At 43.9% G+C, this 14,474-nt stretch carries 16 protein-coding genes and 1 pseudogene; 16 read left to right on the top strand and 1 reads right to left on the bottom strand.

The window, feature by feature from the left end; genetic code table 11:
• The 4 genes and pseudogenes from QJ036_RS05440 to mobP3 all read left to right on the top strand — a co-directional run.
• Nucleotides 1-206, top strand: a pseudogene (locus tag QJ036_RS05440) (hypothetical protein); the annotation flags it as partial.
• A gap of 762 nt (nt 207-968) precedes the next feature.
• Nucleotides 969-1,646, top strand: a complete 678-nt coding sequence (locus tag QJ036_RS05435) for a DUF5688 family protein (RefSeq protein WP_283230427.1) — start codon at nt 969-971, stop codon at nt 1,644-1,646.
• Between the two features lie 442 nt (nt 1,647-2,088).
• Nucleotides 2,089-2,493, top strand: a complete 405-nt coding sequence (locus QJ036_RS05430) for a ribbon-helix-helix domain-containing protein (RefSeq protein ID WP_283230426.1) — start codon at nt 2,089-2,091, stop codon at nt 2,491-2,493.
• Between the two features lie 4 nt (nt 2,494-2,497).
• Nucleotides 2,498-3,898, top strand: coding sequence for a MobP3 family relaxase (gene mobP3 / locus QJ036_RS05425; protein WP_283230425.1), 1,401 nt, complete (start codon nt 2,498-2,500; stop codon nt 3,896-3,898).
• Between the two features lie 153 nt (nt 3,899-4,051).
• Here mobP3 and QJ036_RS05420 read toward each other — a convergent pair whose 3' ends face one another.
• On the bottom strand, nt 4,052-4,642 hold the full coding sequence (locus QJ036_RS05420; RefSeq protein WP_283230424.1) for a tyrosine-type recombinase/integrase: 591 nt from the start codon (nt 4,640-4,642) through the stop codon (nt 4,052-4,054).
• A 247-nt stretch (nt 4,643-4,889) separates the two neighbouring features.
• Here QJ036_RS05420 and QJ036_RS05415 point away from each other — a divergent pair, with 247 nt between their 5' ends.
• The 12 genes from QJ036_RS05415 (at nt 4,890) to QJ036_RS05360 (ending at nt 14,473) form a co-directional block, all read left to right on the top strand.
• Nucleotides 4,890-6,704 carry a VirD4-like conjugal transfer protein, CD1115 family gene (locus QJ036_RS05415; protein ID WP_283230423.1) on the top strand — a complete coding sequence of 605 codons (1,815 nt, stop codon included), beginning with the start codon at nt 4,890-4,892 and terminating at the stop codon, nt 6,702-6,704.
• 74 nt (nt 6,705-6,778) lie between these two features.
• Nucleotides 6,779-7,090: a hypothetical protein gene (locus QJ036_RS05410; protein ID WP_283230422.1), complete on the top strand. Its 312-nt coding sequence runs from the start codon at nt 6,779-6,781 to the stop codon at nt 7,088-7,090.
• A gap of 22 nt (nt 7,091-7,112) precedes the next feature.
• The gene (locus QJ036_RS05405; RefSeq protein WP_283230421.1) at nt 7,113-7,967 is read left to right on the top strand and encodes a conjugal transfer protein TrbL family protein; all 855 of its coding nucleotides are present in this window, start codon (nt 7,113-7,115) and stop codon (nt 7,965-7,967) included.
• Nucleotides 7,964-8,200, top strand: a complete 237-nt coding sequence (locus QJ036_RS05400) for a hypothetical protein (RefSeq protein WP_283230420.1) — start codon at nt 7,964-7,966, stop codon at nt 8,198-8,200. Before QJ036_RS05405 ends, QJ036_RS05400 begins: the two co-directional genes overlap by 4 nt.
• Before the next feature lie 13 nt (nt 8,201-8,213).
• Nucleotides 8,214-8,591: a hypothetical protein gene (locus QJ036_RS05395; protein ID WP_283230419.1), complete on the top strand. Its 378-nt coding sequence runs from the start codon at nt 8,214-8,216 to the stop codon at nt 8,589-8,591.
• Nucleotides 8,554-9,156 (top strand): hypothetical protein, encoded by a 603-nt coding sequence (locus tag QJ036_RS05390; RefSeq protein ID WP_283230418.1) that lies wholly within the window; start codon nt 8,554-8,556, stop codon nt 9,154-9,156. The genes QJ036_RS05395 and QJ036_RS05390 overlap by 38 nt, the downstream gene beginning before the upstream one ends.
• Before the next feature lie 10 nt (nt 9,157-9,166).
• On the top strand, nt 9,167-11,050 hold the full coding sequence (locus tag QJ036_RS05385; RefSeq protein WP_283230417.1) for a VirB4 family type IV secretion system protein: 1,884 nt from the start codon (nt 9,167-9,169) through the stop codon (nt 11,048-11,050).
• Nucleotides 11,050-12,342, top strand: coding sequence for a C39 family peptidase (locus QJ036_RS05380; RefSeq protein WP_283230416.1), 1,293 nt, complete (start codon nt 11,050-11,052; stop codon nt 12,340-12,342). The genes QJ036_RS05385 and QJ036_RS05380 overlap by 1 nt, the downstream gene beginning before the upstream one ends.
• 34 nt (nt 12,343-12,376) lie before the next feature.
• The gene (locus tag QJ036_RS05375; RefSeq protein WP_283230415.1) at nt 12,377-12,757 is read left to right on the top strand and encodes a hypothetical protein; all 381 of its coding nucleotides are present in this window, start codon (nt 12,377-12,379) and stop codon (nt 12,755-12,757) included.
• A gap of 30 nt (nt 12,758-12,787) precedes the next feature.
• Nucleotides 12,788-13,198, top strand: a complete 411-nt coding sequence (locus tag QJ036_RS05370) for a hypothetical protein (RefSeq protein ID WP_283230414.1) — start codon at nt 12,788-12,790, stop codon at nt 13,196-13,198.
• Nucleotides 13,195-13,326, top strand: a complete 132-nt coding sequence (locus QJ036_RS05365) for a hypothetical protein (RefSeq protein ID WP_283230413.1) — start codon at nt 13,195-13,197, stop codon at nt 13,324-13,326. The genes QJ036_RS05370 and QJ036_RS05365 overlap by 4 nt, the downstream gene beginning before the upstream one ends.
• A complete protein-coding gene (locus QJ036_RS05360) occupies nt 13,298-14,473 on the top strand; it encodes an ArdC family protein (protein ID WP_283230412.1) in 1,176 nt (391 codons plus the stop codon). The genes QJ036_RS05365 and QJ036_RS05360 overlap by 29 nt, the downstream gene beginning before the upstream one ends.
• Nucleotide 14,474 lies beyond the last annotated feature (1 nt).

The raw sequence follows: 14,474 nt of genomic DNA, 5'->3' as shown, positions 1-14,474 counted from the left end.
GGACCCTGGGGCGGCCAGGAAGTGAAGGTCCCCGGGGGACCCTGGGGCGGCCAGGAAGTGAAGGTCCCCGGGGGACCCTGGGGCGGCCAGGAAGTGAAGGTCCCCGGGGGACCCTGGGGCGGCCAGGAAGTGAAGGTCCCCGGGGGACCCTGGGGCGGCTATGGAGTGAAGGTCCCCGGGGGACCCTGGAGGTGGTCATGGAGTGAAGGTCCCCGGGGGACCCTGAGGGCGGTCAGGAAGTGGAAGTCATCCGGTGACCCTGAGGGCGGGCAGGAAGTGAAGGTCACCCGATGACCCTGGGGGCGGCCAGGAAGTGGAGGTCACCCGGTGACCCTGAGGGCGGGCAGGAAGTGAAGGTCACCCGGTGACCCTGGGGGCGGCCAGGAAGTGGAGGTCACCCGGTGACCCTGGGGGCGGGCAGGAAGTGAAGGTCACCCGGTGACCCTGAGGGCGGGCAGGAAGTGAAGGTCACCCGGTAACCCTGAGGGCAGGAAGTGAAGGTCACCCGGTGACCCTGGGGGCGGGCAGGAAGTGAAGGTCACCCGGTGACCCTGAGGGTGGAAAACCGGCTTGTGCCGGTTTCTTTTATACCTCCGGCGGCCCGATATCGAACGTATTCCTGTTCTCGCTTCCTTCTTTTCATCATGCTGCCTGTCGACTGGGTTTTGATGCTGCTATTTTAGCTCTATTTCCAGAACCTGCAAGGGAACACTCCTTATCCTCACTTCGCTCCGGTATCGTTTTTCACCCCTTGCAGAACCTGTTCATTTCGCCTCATTAACAGCTGTCAAAACCCCATACGACGACAGGCAGACTTTATACGGATATGAAAAGATAGGAGGTGAACCATACATGAATACGTTCGATACCGGGTGAAAAACCTTCCCCCACCAACTCAAGAACAAACATTACCGGATATGTAAAAAGCAAGCTGACCCATCGGCTCAACGGGGAGAAGGAGATAGGATATGGCAATTACAATTAATTTAAACAATGAACAGGAAGTAATGCAGTATTTGGATAAAACGTTTGGTGCTACCGGATGTAATAGTATCAGAGGATTGGTAGAATCAAGATTGCAGGTGAGAATAGCACAAAATAATAAACGCGTTCAAAAACTCCCTGTTCCGAAAAGGTTTTTTTTGGGAGATATGGTGATGTACCCAGTTGTTGACTTAATGCAAGGGAATATCATGGTTTCTTATAATCTTATCGAAACAGTGGGGCTTACAGAAAGCGAAATTTTTGAAATCGCTTTAGACCATTCTTTGAAGAAAAATATACATATGACTTCTATAATTCCGGATTCAAAGAGGATTGTTGGGTTTCACGAAATTACTTTATCAGATATAAAAGAATATTTGAAAGAAGGAAATCTCATAATGACTTCAACTGGTGAAAACAATGGAGCTTCCAGTGTACTTTTGAACAAAAAGTTTTTAAAATCTGTTTATGAGCAAACAGGTAAATATTTTATTATTCCTTCTTCCATTCATGAAATACTTTTGTTTCAGCCGCCGACTGGAGAAGATGAAATATCTTATATGAAATGGCTGGTACGAGAAATGAATGAAACAAATGTTGAGATAAATGAGAGGTTGTCAGATAGTATTTATTACTTTGATGGAGCATTAAAAGAAGCATAGAAAGTACATAAAATGTCGGGGCTGATATGGAAACATATCGGCCCTAAATAAGGATTGTAGCGGAGTCACCCGGTGACTCTGAGGGCGGGCAGAAAGTGAAGGTCACCCTGTGACTCTGAGGGCGGGCAGAAAGTGAAGGTCACCCGGTGACCCTGAGGGCGGCCAGAAAGTGAAGGTCACCCGGAATCATTTTACTCGCCGCATGGGACAAAAATGTCCTTAAAAACTCTGCCGCGAGTAAAAGGCAGGAATAGCGGGATTCACCCGCGGGACACAACATCAGTCAAAGCCTGCTGTTACAAGGATTTATTGCGTGATTCACATGACTGATTTCTACTGAAATGGTGATTCACATTTCAATAAAAAGTTCAAAAAAGCATGTAAAACAAGGAAAATAGGTGTATCATAATAGAAAAAACAAGGGAAAGGAGAGAAAAATTAAATGGCACGGACACCGAGAATCCCGGTAGCATTGAAGCCGGAGTCTTATGAAAAACTTAAGCTGTATGCACACAAAGAGGGAAGAAGCATGTCTGAGGTGGCGGCTGAATATATTGAAGCTGGCTTGAAGGGAGAAGTTGGATTAGATAATATCGATCTTATTACAAAGATAATCAGGGAACAGCTTAACAATGTGATTGAGCCTTATATTGATCGGTTGGCAGCGTTATCTGCCAAGGGAGCCTTGTATGGTGCGACCTCTATGCTTCTAAATGCGGAGACTATAAGCAGATTTGTAGATGTGGACCAGCAGATGGATATACAAGAGGCATATAATAAGGCAAAAGCAAGAGCAGTTGAGATTACAAAAATCAAAATAGAAAAGGATTGGACTGAGGATGTATAGACCGGTGGTATCAAAAATCCGAGTGTTTGACAGAAGCAATAAATCATATGCCAGTGCCAACCGGGAATATGTGAAGTATATTGCTACCAGACCGGGAGTGGACTTAAGCCCGATGTCGGATAATTATACTTATACCAAATATATTGCGGAGCGTCCCAGAAGCAGCGGATTGTGGGGTAATATTGACACAGAAAACTATCTTGATGTTGCCAGCCAGGTTTATGAAAAATCACAGGATAATCAGCTGGTATATCGGGCTATAGTATCTTTGTCTCCTCAGGACGCTGTAGAATTGGGATATACGGATAAAAAACCATGGATGAATATGGTTAATGCAGTAATGCCGGATATCGCAGGGCAATTCAACATATCCGTTCGGGACATCCGGTATATCGCTGCCTATCACAGAGAAGTAAGCCATCCTCATGTACATATTGTTTTTTGGTCAGAAAAAGAACAGTTGAAAGATAAGTTTATTTCAGTCAAAACACAAAATTGCTGCAGAGAAATATTTTCACGGGAAATATTCAAAGCAGAAAGAGAGAATCTGATTACAGAAAAGACCTTGAAGCGGAATGCAACTTTAACCCAGGTGGAAGCAGCGCTCGACGAAACCGGAATTCTGTCACAAATACCAGGTGATAGAGTAGATCATTTTTTGGGGCGCACCTCCATGGAGGATTGTGAAAAACTGGCGGAGAAAATGCTGGAGTTAAAGCAGAGTATTCCTACGAATGGAAGAAAGTATTACCAATATATGCCGCCAGAAGTGAAGGAAAAAATAGATCTCATTACAAAAATGCTTTTGGAAAGAAGCGATATTGCAAAAGAGTATCGTGCATTTAAAGCTGCAGCTGAAAATATAAGCAGAACATATTCGTCTACTGAAGGTAAAGCTTCAAGAGTAACACAGTCTGCAGAAGAGGATTTGAATAAGAGAATCGGCAATCTTATTATCAGAAAAACATTAGAAATTGAACAGTATAAGGTTTGTGATATTCCAGATCATTTATTGGGGGTCACTGAAGATGCTGGAAGTGTAGAAGAGTCTCATATACAGAATCAAATTGATGGAACGGCAAAAGAAGATTTTGACAAAAATGAAAAGACCGTAGCTCTCGCATGGCAACTGTGGAATGACAAGAAAGAGAAAAATAATCCTGCAGCTGGAAAGCAACTGTTACAAGATCTTGCGGATCAGGGAAACCAAGAAGCAATAGAATCTTTAAATGTAATGCGAAATATTGAAAGTGGAAGAGCGGTTAATTTTGCCTATGCACTATTCCGAAGTGCATTTTCTCATTGCAATAGAAGACGCCAGGAGAGAGAGGCAGTTCATTCTCATTCAATGCAAAAAAAGAAGAAACATAAAAGAAGAACACATATGGAGGAACTCGAGTTGTAATTTTGTTGGGATAGGGGCCTAGGGATCTTAAAAGTAATGAAGGTCCCCGGGGGACCCTGAGGGCGGTCATGTAATGAAGGTCACCCGGTGACCCTGAGAATATCAAAACAAAAAATCGTTACTCATAGTATCGGCTATGGGTGACGATTTTTTTTATAATTCTTTTAATAGAATCGTATATATTCTTTCATACTGCCGGTCTGTGTAACTGAGATAGCGTTGTGAGTTTGCCATGTTTTTATGCCCCAACCAATATTGTATCTCACGCATATCCAGACCGGCATCTGCAAGCTCTACTCCACGGGTATGTTTCAATACATGAAAATGACATTTATCTGGAGGAATTTGAGCTTGCTCTCCATACTGCTTTATCAAACCATCTAAACGTTTCCGGGAGATAGGAGCATTGAATTGTGAAAGAAATAGGTATGGACTCAATGTGTTAAGTGATTTCCGAATTTGGAGATATCGGTTCAGGACGTCGCTAACAACCGGATCTATAATTCTGAGCGTGTTGGAACAGGATCCTTTGAGTCTTTGACAATGTATGCTGTTACGGTATGGATTGTAATCACTGATCTGTAACAAGCCTATTTCACTGACCCTGAGAGCACAATATTTTGCAATATGAAAAATTGCCTGGTTACGGATGGCGTGGAGAGAATGATCCTGATTGATCACATCAAATAAGGCTTCTTTTTCTCTGGGTGCCAGGTACTTTAAACGTTCTTCGTTTTTTCTCATAGTTACCTCCTTAAATGTGATATTAATAATGGGACAAAATATTTATATTGTCTCTCTTTATTGTAAAGATAGAAGGGGAATTATGGCAACTCTTGAAAAAAATGGTCGTAAAAAAAAGAAAATATCAAATTTTCTGCTGTTTGTGTTTCTTTTGGTTGCAGAGTTACTTATCTCTCCATATATAGCAGCAATTATACATGCGCTTTTAACACTATCGGGGAGCGGAACTGCCAACGGATTAAAGCCCTTGAGCTATCAAGAAGCATGGATCTTACTTTTTACAGTGAAACAGGTGAAAATCTGGTGGCTGATTCTGCAGATGGTTTTTGGTGTAGCCATGATATATCTGTACTGGTTGATGCCGGTACAGGGAAAGGTTAAGGATGTCACAACTATCCGCGTGACAGATAACATTGAAATCCCTGTAGCAGTCGGTAATGGGCAGTATGGAACTGCAAAATTTATGGAAAAATCGGACTTGGAAAAGTATTTTTCTGTTTACAGGACAGGATCGGAATTCAAAGGCCCTGCAGGTTTGGTTGTCCACATGGAAAGGAATGGATCGAAAGAAAAGATCTATTACAATACTATGGTGCCTCATTCTCTGGTCGTAGGTGCAACTGGAGCAGGAAAGACCAGACGGATCCTATTGGAGACTATGTATTTACAAATGTTGTCGGGCGTGTCTGTGATCTGTTCGGATGTCAAAGGAGAACTGTATTATTACACAAATAGATTTGCCAGAAATCAAGGATATCATATTCTGCCATTGGATTTCCGGCGTCCGGAAAAAAGTGTGCATTACAATTTTTTACAACCGATTCTGGATGCTTTTGAATCCGGAAATGATTCAAAAGCCGTGGATGCCACCTGGGATCTGGTATCGGCAATCGTCAAGGAATCCAGTGGGGAACCACTTTGGTATAACGGTGAAATGGCAACAATCGCTGCAGCGATCTTGATCGTTGCAAAAGACGCTCCACCCAAACACAGAAACTGTGTGAACGTATACTATTTTCTTGCCTATATGTGCCAGCCGAGAGAGGATGGAAGTCTGCCGCTTAATGATTATTTAAAGATGCTGCCGGATACCCATCCGGCAAAGGGGGTATTTGCACTGGCGCAGGTTGCTCCGTCAAAGACCCGGGCAAGCTTTTTTACAAGTGCTCTATCAACACTGCGGCTGTTTACCAGCCCTTCGGTGGCTGATATGACTTCACGATCTGATTTTAAACTTGATACTATATGCCGAGAAAAAACCATGCTTTATATTATGATCCCGGATGAGAAAAAGACATTATATCCGTTGGTATCAATATTTATCACACAAGCATATGGAATCCAGGTAGAAGTGGCGAACGAATATGGAACCAAATTGCCGGTCGGCGTGGATTATGACCTGGATGAACTGGGAAATTTCCCCTATATTCCGGTACTGTCTACGATGTATTCAGCTGGGCGTTCCAGGGGAATTCATGTGAACGGAATTATTCAGGATTATCAACAGCTTGAAAGAAATTATAAAGAAGAGTTTAGAAACATTAAATCGAATGCACAGCTTAAGATGTATCTGAAAACTGATGATACACAGACCTTAAAAGACTTTTCGGAGAATCTGGGAACCTATACGGTGGAATCCCCCTCCGTGTCCTCTTCGGTTTCCGGAGGAAAGCATGGAGGGGCCAGTTATTCATCCAGCTCCAATATGACATCCAGAAGTCTTTTGGAACCAGCCGAAATCGGAAAAATCCATGCTCCTTATGCTCTGTGTAAAATAACGGGAGTCGATCCGCTGATATCTAATCTTCCGGATCTCAGCGAATACTCGATTAATGATGATTATGGTCTGGGAGATGAAGAGTTTAATCGAAAGCTCATGCAGAGTCAGGAGAATGACAGATCGGCCCGTGAAGTCAGGATGGACAGTATCGGTTTATGGATGGTATGGAAGGATTATGAAAATCCGGAGCCAAAGAATAATCGGAGACAAGAAGCTGCCATGAGTGCTGCAAAACAGAAATTGGAGAAGCCGGAAAAAAATAGATCGATGTTTTTAGGATAACGAAAATGCAGAATCTGCATTGCGTATAAAAATGATGAACCGGATCCTGTCAAGGATCACAAAAAGGAGGAACCATGAACAAAGTAAAAAAAATAGTAACAGGAGTTATCTTTATGACTATGCTTTTGGGAAGCGTATGTTTTGCCAGCAGCCCTACGTTAGTTACCGGTACGCAGAAACTTTTAAGTGATGTAGAGGGATGGCTCATTGGATTGGAAGTCGCTATAACGGTTGTACTTGCAATCTGGAGAGGGATCATATGGCAGAAAGCAGAAGAAGAGGAAAAACCGAGGGCAAGAAAAGCCTTAACTGGAACGATTGTAGCAGGAATTGTGGTGATCTCTCTTACAGCACTTGTCCCGTTCATTTTTAGCTACTATCAATAAAAATTGGAAAGAAGGATAACGAATGTTGGGTTGGGTAAGTAAACAGATCGGAAAATTTCTGTTAAATCTTATTGAAGGAATGCTGGATTATTTCGGGGATTTTCTGGACAACATCTTTTTTAAGATCGCTGATATGAACGACAATGAAATCATAAGCTCTGTCGTTTTGTTTACAACCACACTGGCAATTACCCTCTTGATATTAATGACGATCAAACAGCTTTTCAATGTTTATTTGTTGCAGACAGTTGGCGATGCGGAATCGGATCCGTTGGATTATGTGGTGAAAGCCAGCATTGCTACGGCACTTATCAGCTGTAATGGTTGGATTTTCAGTGAGCTTATGAATTTCTCAAAGGCACTGTCTCAGGATGTCACCTCTTCGGTCGATCAGGGAGTGACAGAAATGGGAAAAGGGATCCTGGCTTCTATTGGAGACAGCCTTGGTCCGGCATTATTGGTTTTTGTGATCCTTTTTCTCATTATCATCATTTCATATTTTGCGTTTATGGTCGTGGCCGGGATTCGCGGGGCGGAGCTTGTGCTCATGAAGATCCTGTTTCCGATTTTTGCCGTAGATTATGTGACGGAAACGAGGGAACGATGGAGTAACTTTTTCTCCGCATATATCATCTGCTTTGTTGGATATGCGCTTCAGATCTTGTGCTTTCAAATGTTTACCAGGAGCTTTTCTTATATTGAGGCCGGTAAATTTGGTACAGCGGTGATTGCTACCTGTGGATGGGCGGTTTTGATGCTCCGGGCTCCCAAATGGCTGGAACGTTTTGCCTATTCTTCCGGGCTTGCAAGACAGGGAGGCGGTACAGTACGGGGAATGCTCCGAATGATGGCATTTAGAGGAGGGCGTGGTTTGTGAGATTTCTGGCAGTATATCAGAGTGTAAATTTTTTAGATAAATATCTAATTTATAGCACCTGGCTGGTTTCTGGAGGTGTGCTGATCCGGTGCATTTTGGATATCCATAAATGCCGGGAAGAGGATATGCCGGTGAAAGAAATTATCAGGCGGCAAAAAAAATACCTTATGGTTGGAGTCATTGTTTTATGTCTGTCAGCATTTATCAAGCTGATCCAAAGATATTATACATAGAGAGGCAGACCGTATGGAAGAAAAAAAAGAGCATGATTTATATATTCCGGAATATGTACCAGACCGGCGGGAAATTATAAGCGGTTTCCGGAAGGAAGAAATGACGATTGTGGGAGCAGTATCAGGGCTGATGATTCTGATCTGCCTGTTTGCTGCATTGAACCGGTCGGATTATCTGATCTTTTGTATCATGGGAAGCTGCTTTGCGATTGCAATAACGATTGTGACAGTACGGCTCAACCGGGCCGGTGAGAATCTGATCACACAGCTTAAGATCTTTTTGAATTACCGGAAAGCGCAGAAACAGTATATTTATCATTATACGGATCCCTATATGAAAGAAGAAGAGATATATGAAGAAGACGATAGAGAAGAAGCTGACGGCCAATGAGTTTACCAATGTGGCCGATATATCCGGCAGTTGTCTGGAAACCAAAGATGGATATTTGATTGCATATCTGAGAATCTATCCCTTTAATCTGGACCTCATAACAATAGAGGAGAAAAGGGCGAAAACCAATACATTGGCAGCTGCATTTCAGGACGGAAGAGGAGATTTTGCATATGTGTCTTATCCCAGAGAGATCGATCTGGAAAAATACAATGTGCATTTAAAACAGTTATATGAAAGTGAGATCGTGAGTGTCGGAAGAAAGCGGATTTTGGCAGAAATGATCCGGGAATCTTCGGATTTGGTTCTTTCCGGAGAAAATTTTGAGCATCAACACTTTTTGAAAATCTGGACTCGGAAGAGAAAAGATAAATCCAGAAGTGAAATCGAGCTTATGCAGAGAGCCGGGGAGCTGAAAAACTGCTTTAGCCGGGCAGGAATCAAAACGGAGATTCTGACAGAGATGGAGATTATCAAGCTCTGCAACCTGTTTGGCAATGCGCTGCAGGCAACGTATGAGCATGTCGATGACAGCAGCTATCTTCCCATTTCCGTTATCCGTTAAGGAGGGTATCATGAAGAAACAGGAAAAACAGAAGGCGCAGCCAGAGAAGAAAGTACAAGTTAACGAAATCCTGTTAAATGCGATCACTCCGGCAGGAATTGATTATGACAGTACCTACTGCAATCTGGGAGAAAATTACGGCAAATTTTATTCTGCCACCCGGTTTCCGGCGAACCCTGATTATGGATGGCTGGCTCCTCTTTGTAACCTCGAAGGGACTACAACCTGTATCGAGTTTCGCAATACCAGCCCGGCTGCCATGATCGAGGTCTTCAATAATAAAATTAAAGAGTTCAGGAGCAATCGGGAGACAATCAAGGACGAATCGGAACGGCAGAAAAATGAAAAGGCAATCAAAGATCTGGAAGAGATGATTAACCGGATCTCCATTCGGAATGAGCCGTTTGGTTATTTGAATTTAATGTTTCATGTCCAGGCTGGGAGTCTGCCGGAGCTTGATAACCGGATAAAAAAGGTGTCTGGTGTGATCGGCGTCACCGGCTGCAATATGCGGTCGCTGAAATACCGGCAGATCGAAGCATTACAGGCCGCATCCCCTTATGGAATCCCTAATCCGATGGTATCCAATCAGGGAAACCGGAACATGCCGATCTCAACGTTTTTCGGGGGATTTCCCATGGCGGCCGCCGGGATCTATGACGAGCAGGGATTTTATCTTGGAAAAACGAAACGGAATCGACTGGTGATTCTGGATGTGTGGAAGAGAGACAAGGATCGCGTGAATTCCAACTGGATCATCACAGGAATACCCGGGGTCGGAAAATCTTCCACCATGAAAGATCTATTTGTCAAAATGAATGCGTTCGGGACAAAGATCATTGTCTTTGACCCGGAGCAGGAATACATTGACCTTGCGCGGCATGAGGATATCAAAGGAGATGTGATTGATTGTGCCGGTGGACAGACTGGAAGGATCAACCCGTTACAGGTCCGTTATTCTCCAAAACTGGAGGAAGAAGATCTGGATCATGCCAGTCTGGAATCAGAGGACATTTACCAGGACGAAGGACATGGAATATCTGATTTAGCCCTGCACATTCAGAACCTGAGAACCTTTTTTAAACTGTATCTGGGAGAGTCTTATAACAATAGAAAAAAGGTTCTTCTGGAAGAAGCGCTGATCGAAACTTATGAAAAATTTGGAATTACATGGGACACGGATATTTCCAAACTTACGAATCAGCAATTCCCGATTATGCGGGATCTGTGGAATACCATTGATGAAAAAGTTTCAGACCGTTCGGAAGAATCAGATCGGCGGAAAACACTTTTTGAGGAATTGAAGGAAGATTTAAAATCAGCAGCCATGGGAGCTGACAGCTTCATGTGGAATGGACATACGACTGTAGATCCGAAATCATCGTTTGTCGTGCTGGATGCGTCCGCACTTCTGGAAACAGACAAAAATGTTAAGAATGCACAGTTACATAACATCATGATGTGGTGCTGGCAGCAAATGGCAGTTGACAGGAAAGAAAAAGTGATCATGGCTCTGGACGAAGGGTATCTGGTGGCCGACCCGGAATTGAAAGAAACCTTCCAGTATGTGCGAAATATGAGTAAACGTGGCAGGAAATATGAAGCGGGTATTATGTTTATAACTCATGCGGTCGGAGACATTCTGGAGCCAGAGGTAAAACGTCTGGGCCAGTCCCTCATTGATAGCGCCTGCTACAAATTTTTGATGGGATGTGATGGAAAAAACCTGAGAGAAACGAAGGAACTGTTCAAGTTATCGGACGAAGAAGAAAATATCCTGGCATCCAAACAGAGAGGACAGGGAATTCTGATCGCTGGCAGCACCAGACTTGAACTCCGGGTGGATATCAATGAAAGGTTCCTGGCCATGTTTGGATCAGCCGGAGGACGGTAATGGAAGAGAGCAACAATAAGCTGGGGCTTAAAATCGGAGCAGGATGCCTGGGAACAGCAGTGTTTTTAATTTTAATACCGGTCATTTTACTTGGCAGCATCGTTGCTTTGTTTACGGATGATGCCATCGATGATACCTTTGATCCGCGTCAGACTTATGCGTATACGGAGATCCTTCCTACCTACACGGAATTTATCGAAGAGCTGCGGGCAGACATGAATACCACAGCGGATTCTTACCGGAAGGAAGAAGAAACGGTTACGGATGAGAACGGAAATGAGCAAACAATCCCGGGCGTGGAAGCGGAAGTGGAGGTCAATGAAGTTGGATTCAGTATGGTATTTGCCTGGATCACTGTGCTGAATAACGAAGATGTTCTACTGGACGAATCGACAGCTGAAACAGCGGAAACTTCCCCTGAAACAGAAACGTCCGCTCCTTCAGACGAAAATGCGGAAGAGGAAAGTGGCGTATCTCAGTTTGATCAGATGGAAAGTCTTATTATTCCATCAACATTTGAGGTGAAAGAGTTTCTGCAGAAATGCACAGACATAAGGGTGCTTCAGAACGGATCCGGCTATCTTATTACCAATACGAATAAGACAGCAGAACAGGTGGCAGAGCTGTTATATACGGATGAAGCATGGAAAGATCTGTTTACTGCATCCTATGAACAGTATTTGGAATTCTTTGGCGAGACAGCAGCGACTGGATCCATAGACAGTTCCAATGGAAATTATACCTTTATCGGCGGGACATTAGGCGAAGGGGACGGAATCATACCGGACAGCGGGATGCCGATCCCGCTTTACCTGCAGGGATCATCAACCTGGGGCAGCATACCATATGGTACGGATGGTGGAAATATAGGGAACAGTGCCTGTGGTCCTACCAGCTTGTCCATGGTGATCTCCTATCTTACCGGCCAGACCGTAACACCGCCGGATGTGGTTGCCTGGGCTGGAAACACTTACTACAAAGACGGAGTTGGAACAACCTGGGGACTTTTGACGGACGCAGCTGAGCACTACGGTCTCCACGGGGAACGGATCTCTGGCATTACATCTGTAATACAGGCATTAAAAGAAGGAAAACCCTGCATTGCCAGTATGAAGAAAGGAACGTACTTTGCAAGATCTGCCGGTCATTTTGTGGTTCTGCGCGGACTTACCTCTGACGGGAAGATTCTGGTAAATGACCCCGGAGGAAATGGATTAACCAATCTGACCTTATCTTTTGAACCGAGCTTTATTGATGCCTGTGCAAAGGGGTATTGGAGATATTGGAAATAGTAGGGTCCCCGGGGGACCCTGAAAGGAGAAGGTAATGGACCGGAAAGGAATGAAAATTTTAATTATTGCGGTTTGTCTGCTGCTTACGGCTGTTGGTTTGGTGTTCCAATTTCGGGAGTTCTTTGCTAACAGAAACAAAACAGAGGAATCTCAGGTACTCAATCTGCAGATTGAAAATGAAGAGGTCCTTGAGAATCTTCCCATTGAGGATACGAAGGTCAAGGAATTTCTGACACAGTTTGAAGGCTGGCTTAAAAGCCAGGGTATTGTAGAAGATAGTGTGTTGATTGCATCCAAACAAGTGGCGGGGAATTCGATCACCTTGTATTTGGCCGGAAAGGATGAAAATTATATAGCTAGGTACAACATGCTGAAAGATGAGTGCGAATTTAAAATTACAGAAAGAACTGAATAAACAGGCAGCCGGGTGCTGCAGGGTCACCGGGTGACCCTGAACGATATTAAAGAAGGAAAGTCCCCGAAGGACTCCGAAAAAGGAGAACAAAGAATGAATTATAAGCAAATAAGGCTGACGTTTTCTCTGGAAGAATCGAAAAGATTGGAAAACAATTATGTGGACAGTTTTGAACGGGTCATGCAATTCCCCACGTATTTAAGATTTTTGGCATTCCGGGATTTCGACAAAATCACAACGAATCCGGAGATCATAGAAGAAGCCCGAAATAGGCGAAGGGCTCTTAAGGGAGCGGCAAAGCATATTGTTTATTTCCCTCTGGAAGAAGTAAAAATAATTGAGGAGCTGGCAAATCAGGCAAATACTTCCCGTTGTCGAGTAGCTGAAGTGCTTGTTTTAAGAGGCATGGAAAAAAATATAATCAAAGGAGCGGACGAATGACGAAGGAAGAATGGATCAAACAATATGGATGTGTGGAAGAGGATCTGGAGCTATCTGAAGAAGACATTGATATAACCATAGATCTGTCGGAGGTGGATGATGAGTGTTTACGAAGAACTGAATCATGACCGGAAAGCACTGGTGGATCAGGTCGTATCTCTTATGGAAACCGAGGGCCTTACCTGGAAGCGGGGATGGTCCACTGCCGGAGTAAACCGTCCGTATAATCCAGTTTCGGGGACTTATTATAAGGCGGGAAATGTAATCCGGTTAATGATCCAGAGTTATCTTAAGGGATATACGGATAACCGGTGGATGACCTTTAATCACGCAAAGAGTAAAGGCTGGAGTGTGAAAAAGGGAGAGAAAGGGATCCGTCTGGAAAAGTGGATCTTTGAAGAGCGGAAGAAAGTACAGGATGAAAAAACAGGTGAGATCCATTATGAGATAAAAAAACTGGATTCTCCAAAGGTTAATTTATTTTATGTATTTAACGCAGAACAGATCTCTGGTATACCAGAATTGCAAAGAAAAACCTACGAACATACCAACGAAGAGCTTAAACAGTTGTCTTATGACTTTATGAAGTCAGCTGAGGTGGAAATCGAATATACGGATGGAGATGAAGCCTTTTATCGTCCCAGTGAAGACAAAATCTATCTGCCAAAGGAAAAATATTTTGAGACAACCGGAGAATTTCTGGCAACCGGCATCCATGAAATGGCACATTCCACCGGCCATCCATCGAGACTTAACCGCCTGTCAGATGATAGGAGCATAGAAAACTATGCCAGGGAAGAGCTGGTGGCAGAGTTTTCGGCTGTATTTGTCCAGGCAGATCTTGGAGTTACAGTACCGGAGGGCCTGCAGAATAACAGTGCTTATATCAAATCATGGATCCAGATGCTGACTGACGATCCCAACGCTTTATTCCGGGCCTGCAGGGAAGCGGACCGATCAAGCGAACGGCTGATGAAAAATTATGAAGCATACATGGACCGGATCCAGACGGCTGCTATTGAAAAGGATCTACGAAGCAATGGATATCAGCCGACCGATCAGCTTATCAAGGATATCAAGGATTATGCTGCCATGACGGGGGAAGCATGTATCGTGGAAGGAATGTTGAAGCAGCTGGAAGACCAATCTTATTCTGAAGAACAGGGAAAGTATTTGGCTGGGATCATTAACCAGCTGGCCGATCAGGAACTTACAGCATCGACACCAGAGGCTGATATAGAACGAGTTCAGGATCCGGTGCCAGAGGTTGACTGAA

It is taken from the genome of Fusibacillus kribbianus (assembly GCF_030053595.1).
GTDB lineage: Bacteria > Bacillota > Clostridia > Lachnospirales > Lachnospiraceae > Lientehia > Lientehia kribbiana.
This window is presented reverse-complemented; position numbering and strand designations above follow the sequence as displayed.

Bases quoted from the DNA above. Each gene is read 5' to 3' on its own strand.
- QJ036_RS05435 (WP_283230427.1), top strand. From the start codon at position 969: ATGGCAATTACAATTAATTTAAACAATGAACAGGAAGTAATGCAGTAT.
- QJ036_RS05430 (WP_283230426.1), top strand. From the start codon at position 2,089: ATGGCACGGACACCGAGAATCCCGGTAGCATTGAAGCCGGAGTCTTAT.
- QJ036_RS05420 (WP_283230424.1), bottom strand. From the start codon at position 4,642: ATGAGAAAAAACGAAGAACGTTTAAAGTACCTGGCACCCAGAGAAAAA.
- QJ036_RS05410 (WP_283230422.1), top strand. From the start codon at position 6,779: ATGAACAAAGTAAAAAAAATAGTAACAGGAGTTATCTTTATGACTATG.
- QJ036_RS05405 (WP_283230421.1), top strand. From the start codon at position 7,113: ATGTTGGGTTGGGTAAGTAAACAGATCGGAAAATTTCTGTTAAATCTT.
- QJ036_RS05395 (WP_283230419.1), top strand. From the start codon at position 8,214: ATGGAAGAAAAAAAAGAGCATGATTTATATATTCCGGAATATGTACCA.
- QJ036_RS05390 (WP_283230418.1), top strand. From the start codon at position 8,554: ATGAAGAAGACGATAGAGAAGAAGCTGACGGCCAATGAGTTTACCAAT.
- QJ036_RS05385 (WP_283230417.1), top strand. From the start codon at position 9,167: ATGAAGAAACAGGAAAAACAGAAGGCGCAGCCAGAGAAGAAAGTACAA.
- QJ036_RS05380 (WP_283230416.1), top strand. From the start codon at position 11,050: ATGGAAGAGAGCAACAATAAGCTGGGGCTTAAAATCGGAGCAGGATGC.
- QJ036_RS05375 (WP_283230415.1), top strand. From the start codon at position 12,377: ATGGACCGGAAAGGAATGAAAATTTTAATTATTGCGGTTTGTCTGCTG.
- QJ036_RS05365 (WP_283230413.1), top strand. From the start codon at position 13,195: ATGACGAAGGAAGAATGGATCAAACAATATGGATGTGTGGAAGAGGAT.
- QJ036_RS05360 (WP_283230412.1), top strand. From the start codon at position 13,298: ATGAGTGTTTACGAAGAACTGAATCATGACCGGAAAGCACTGGTGGAT.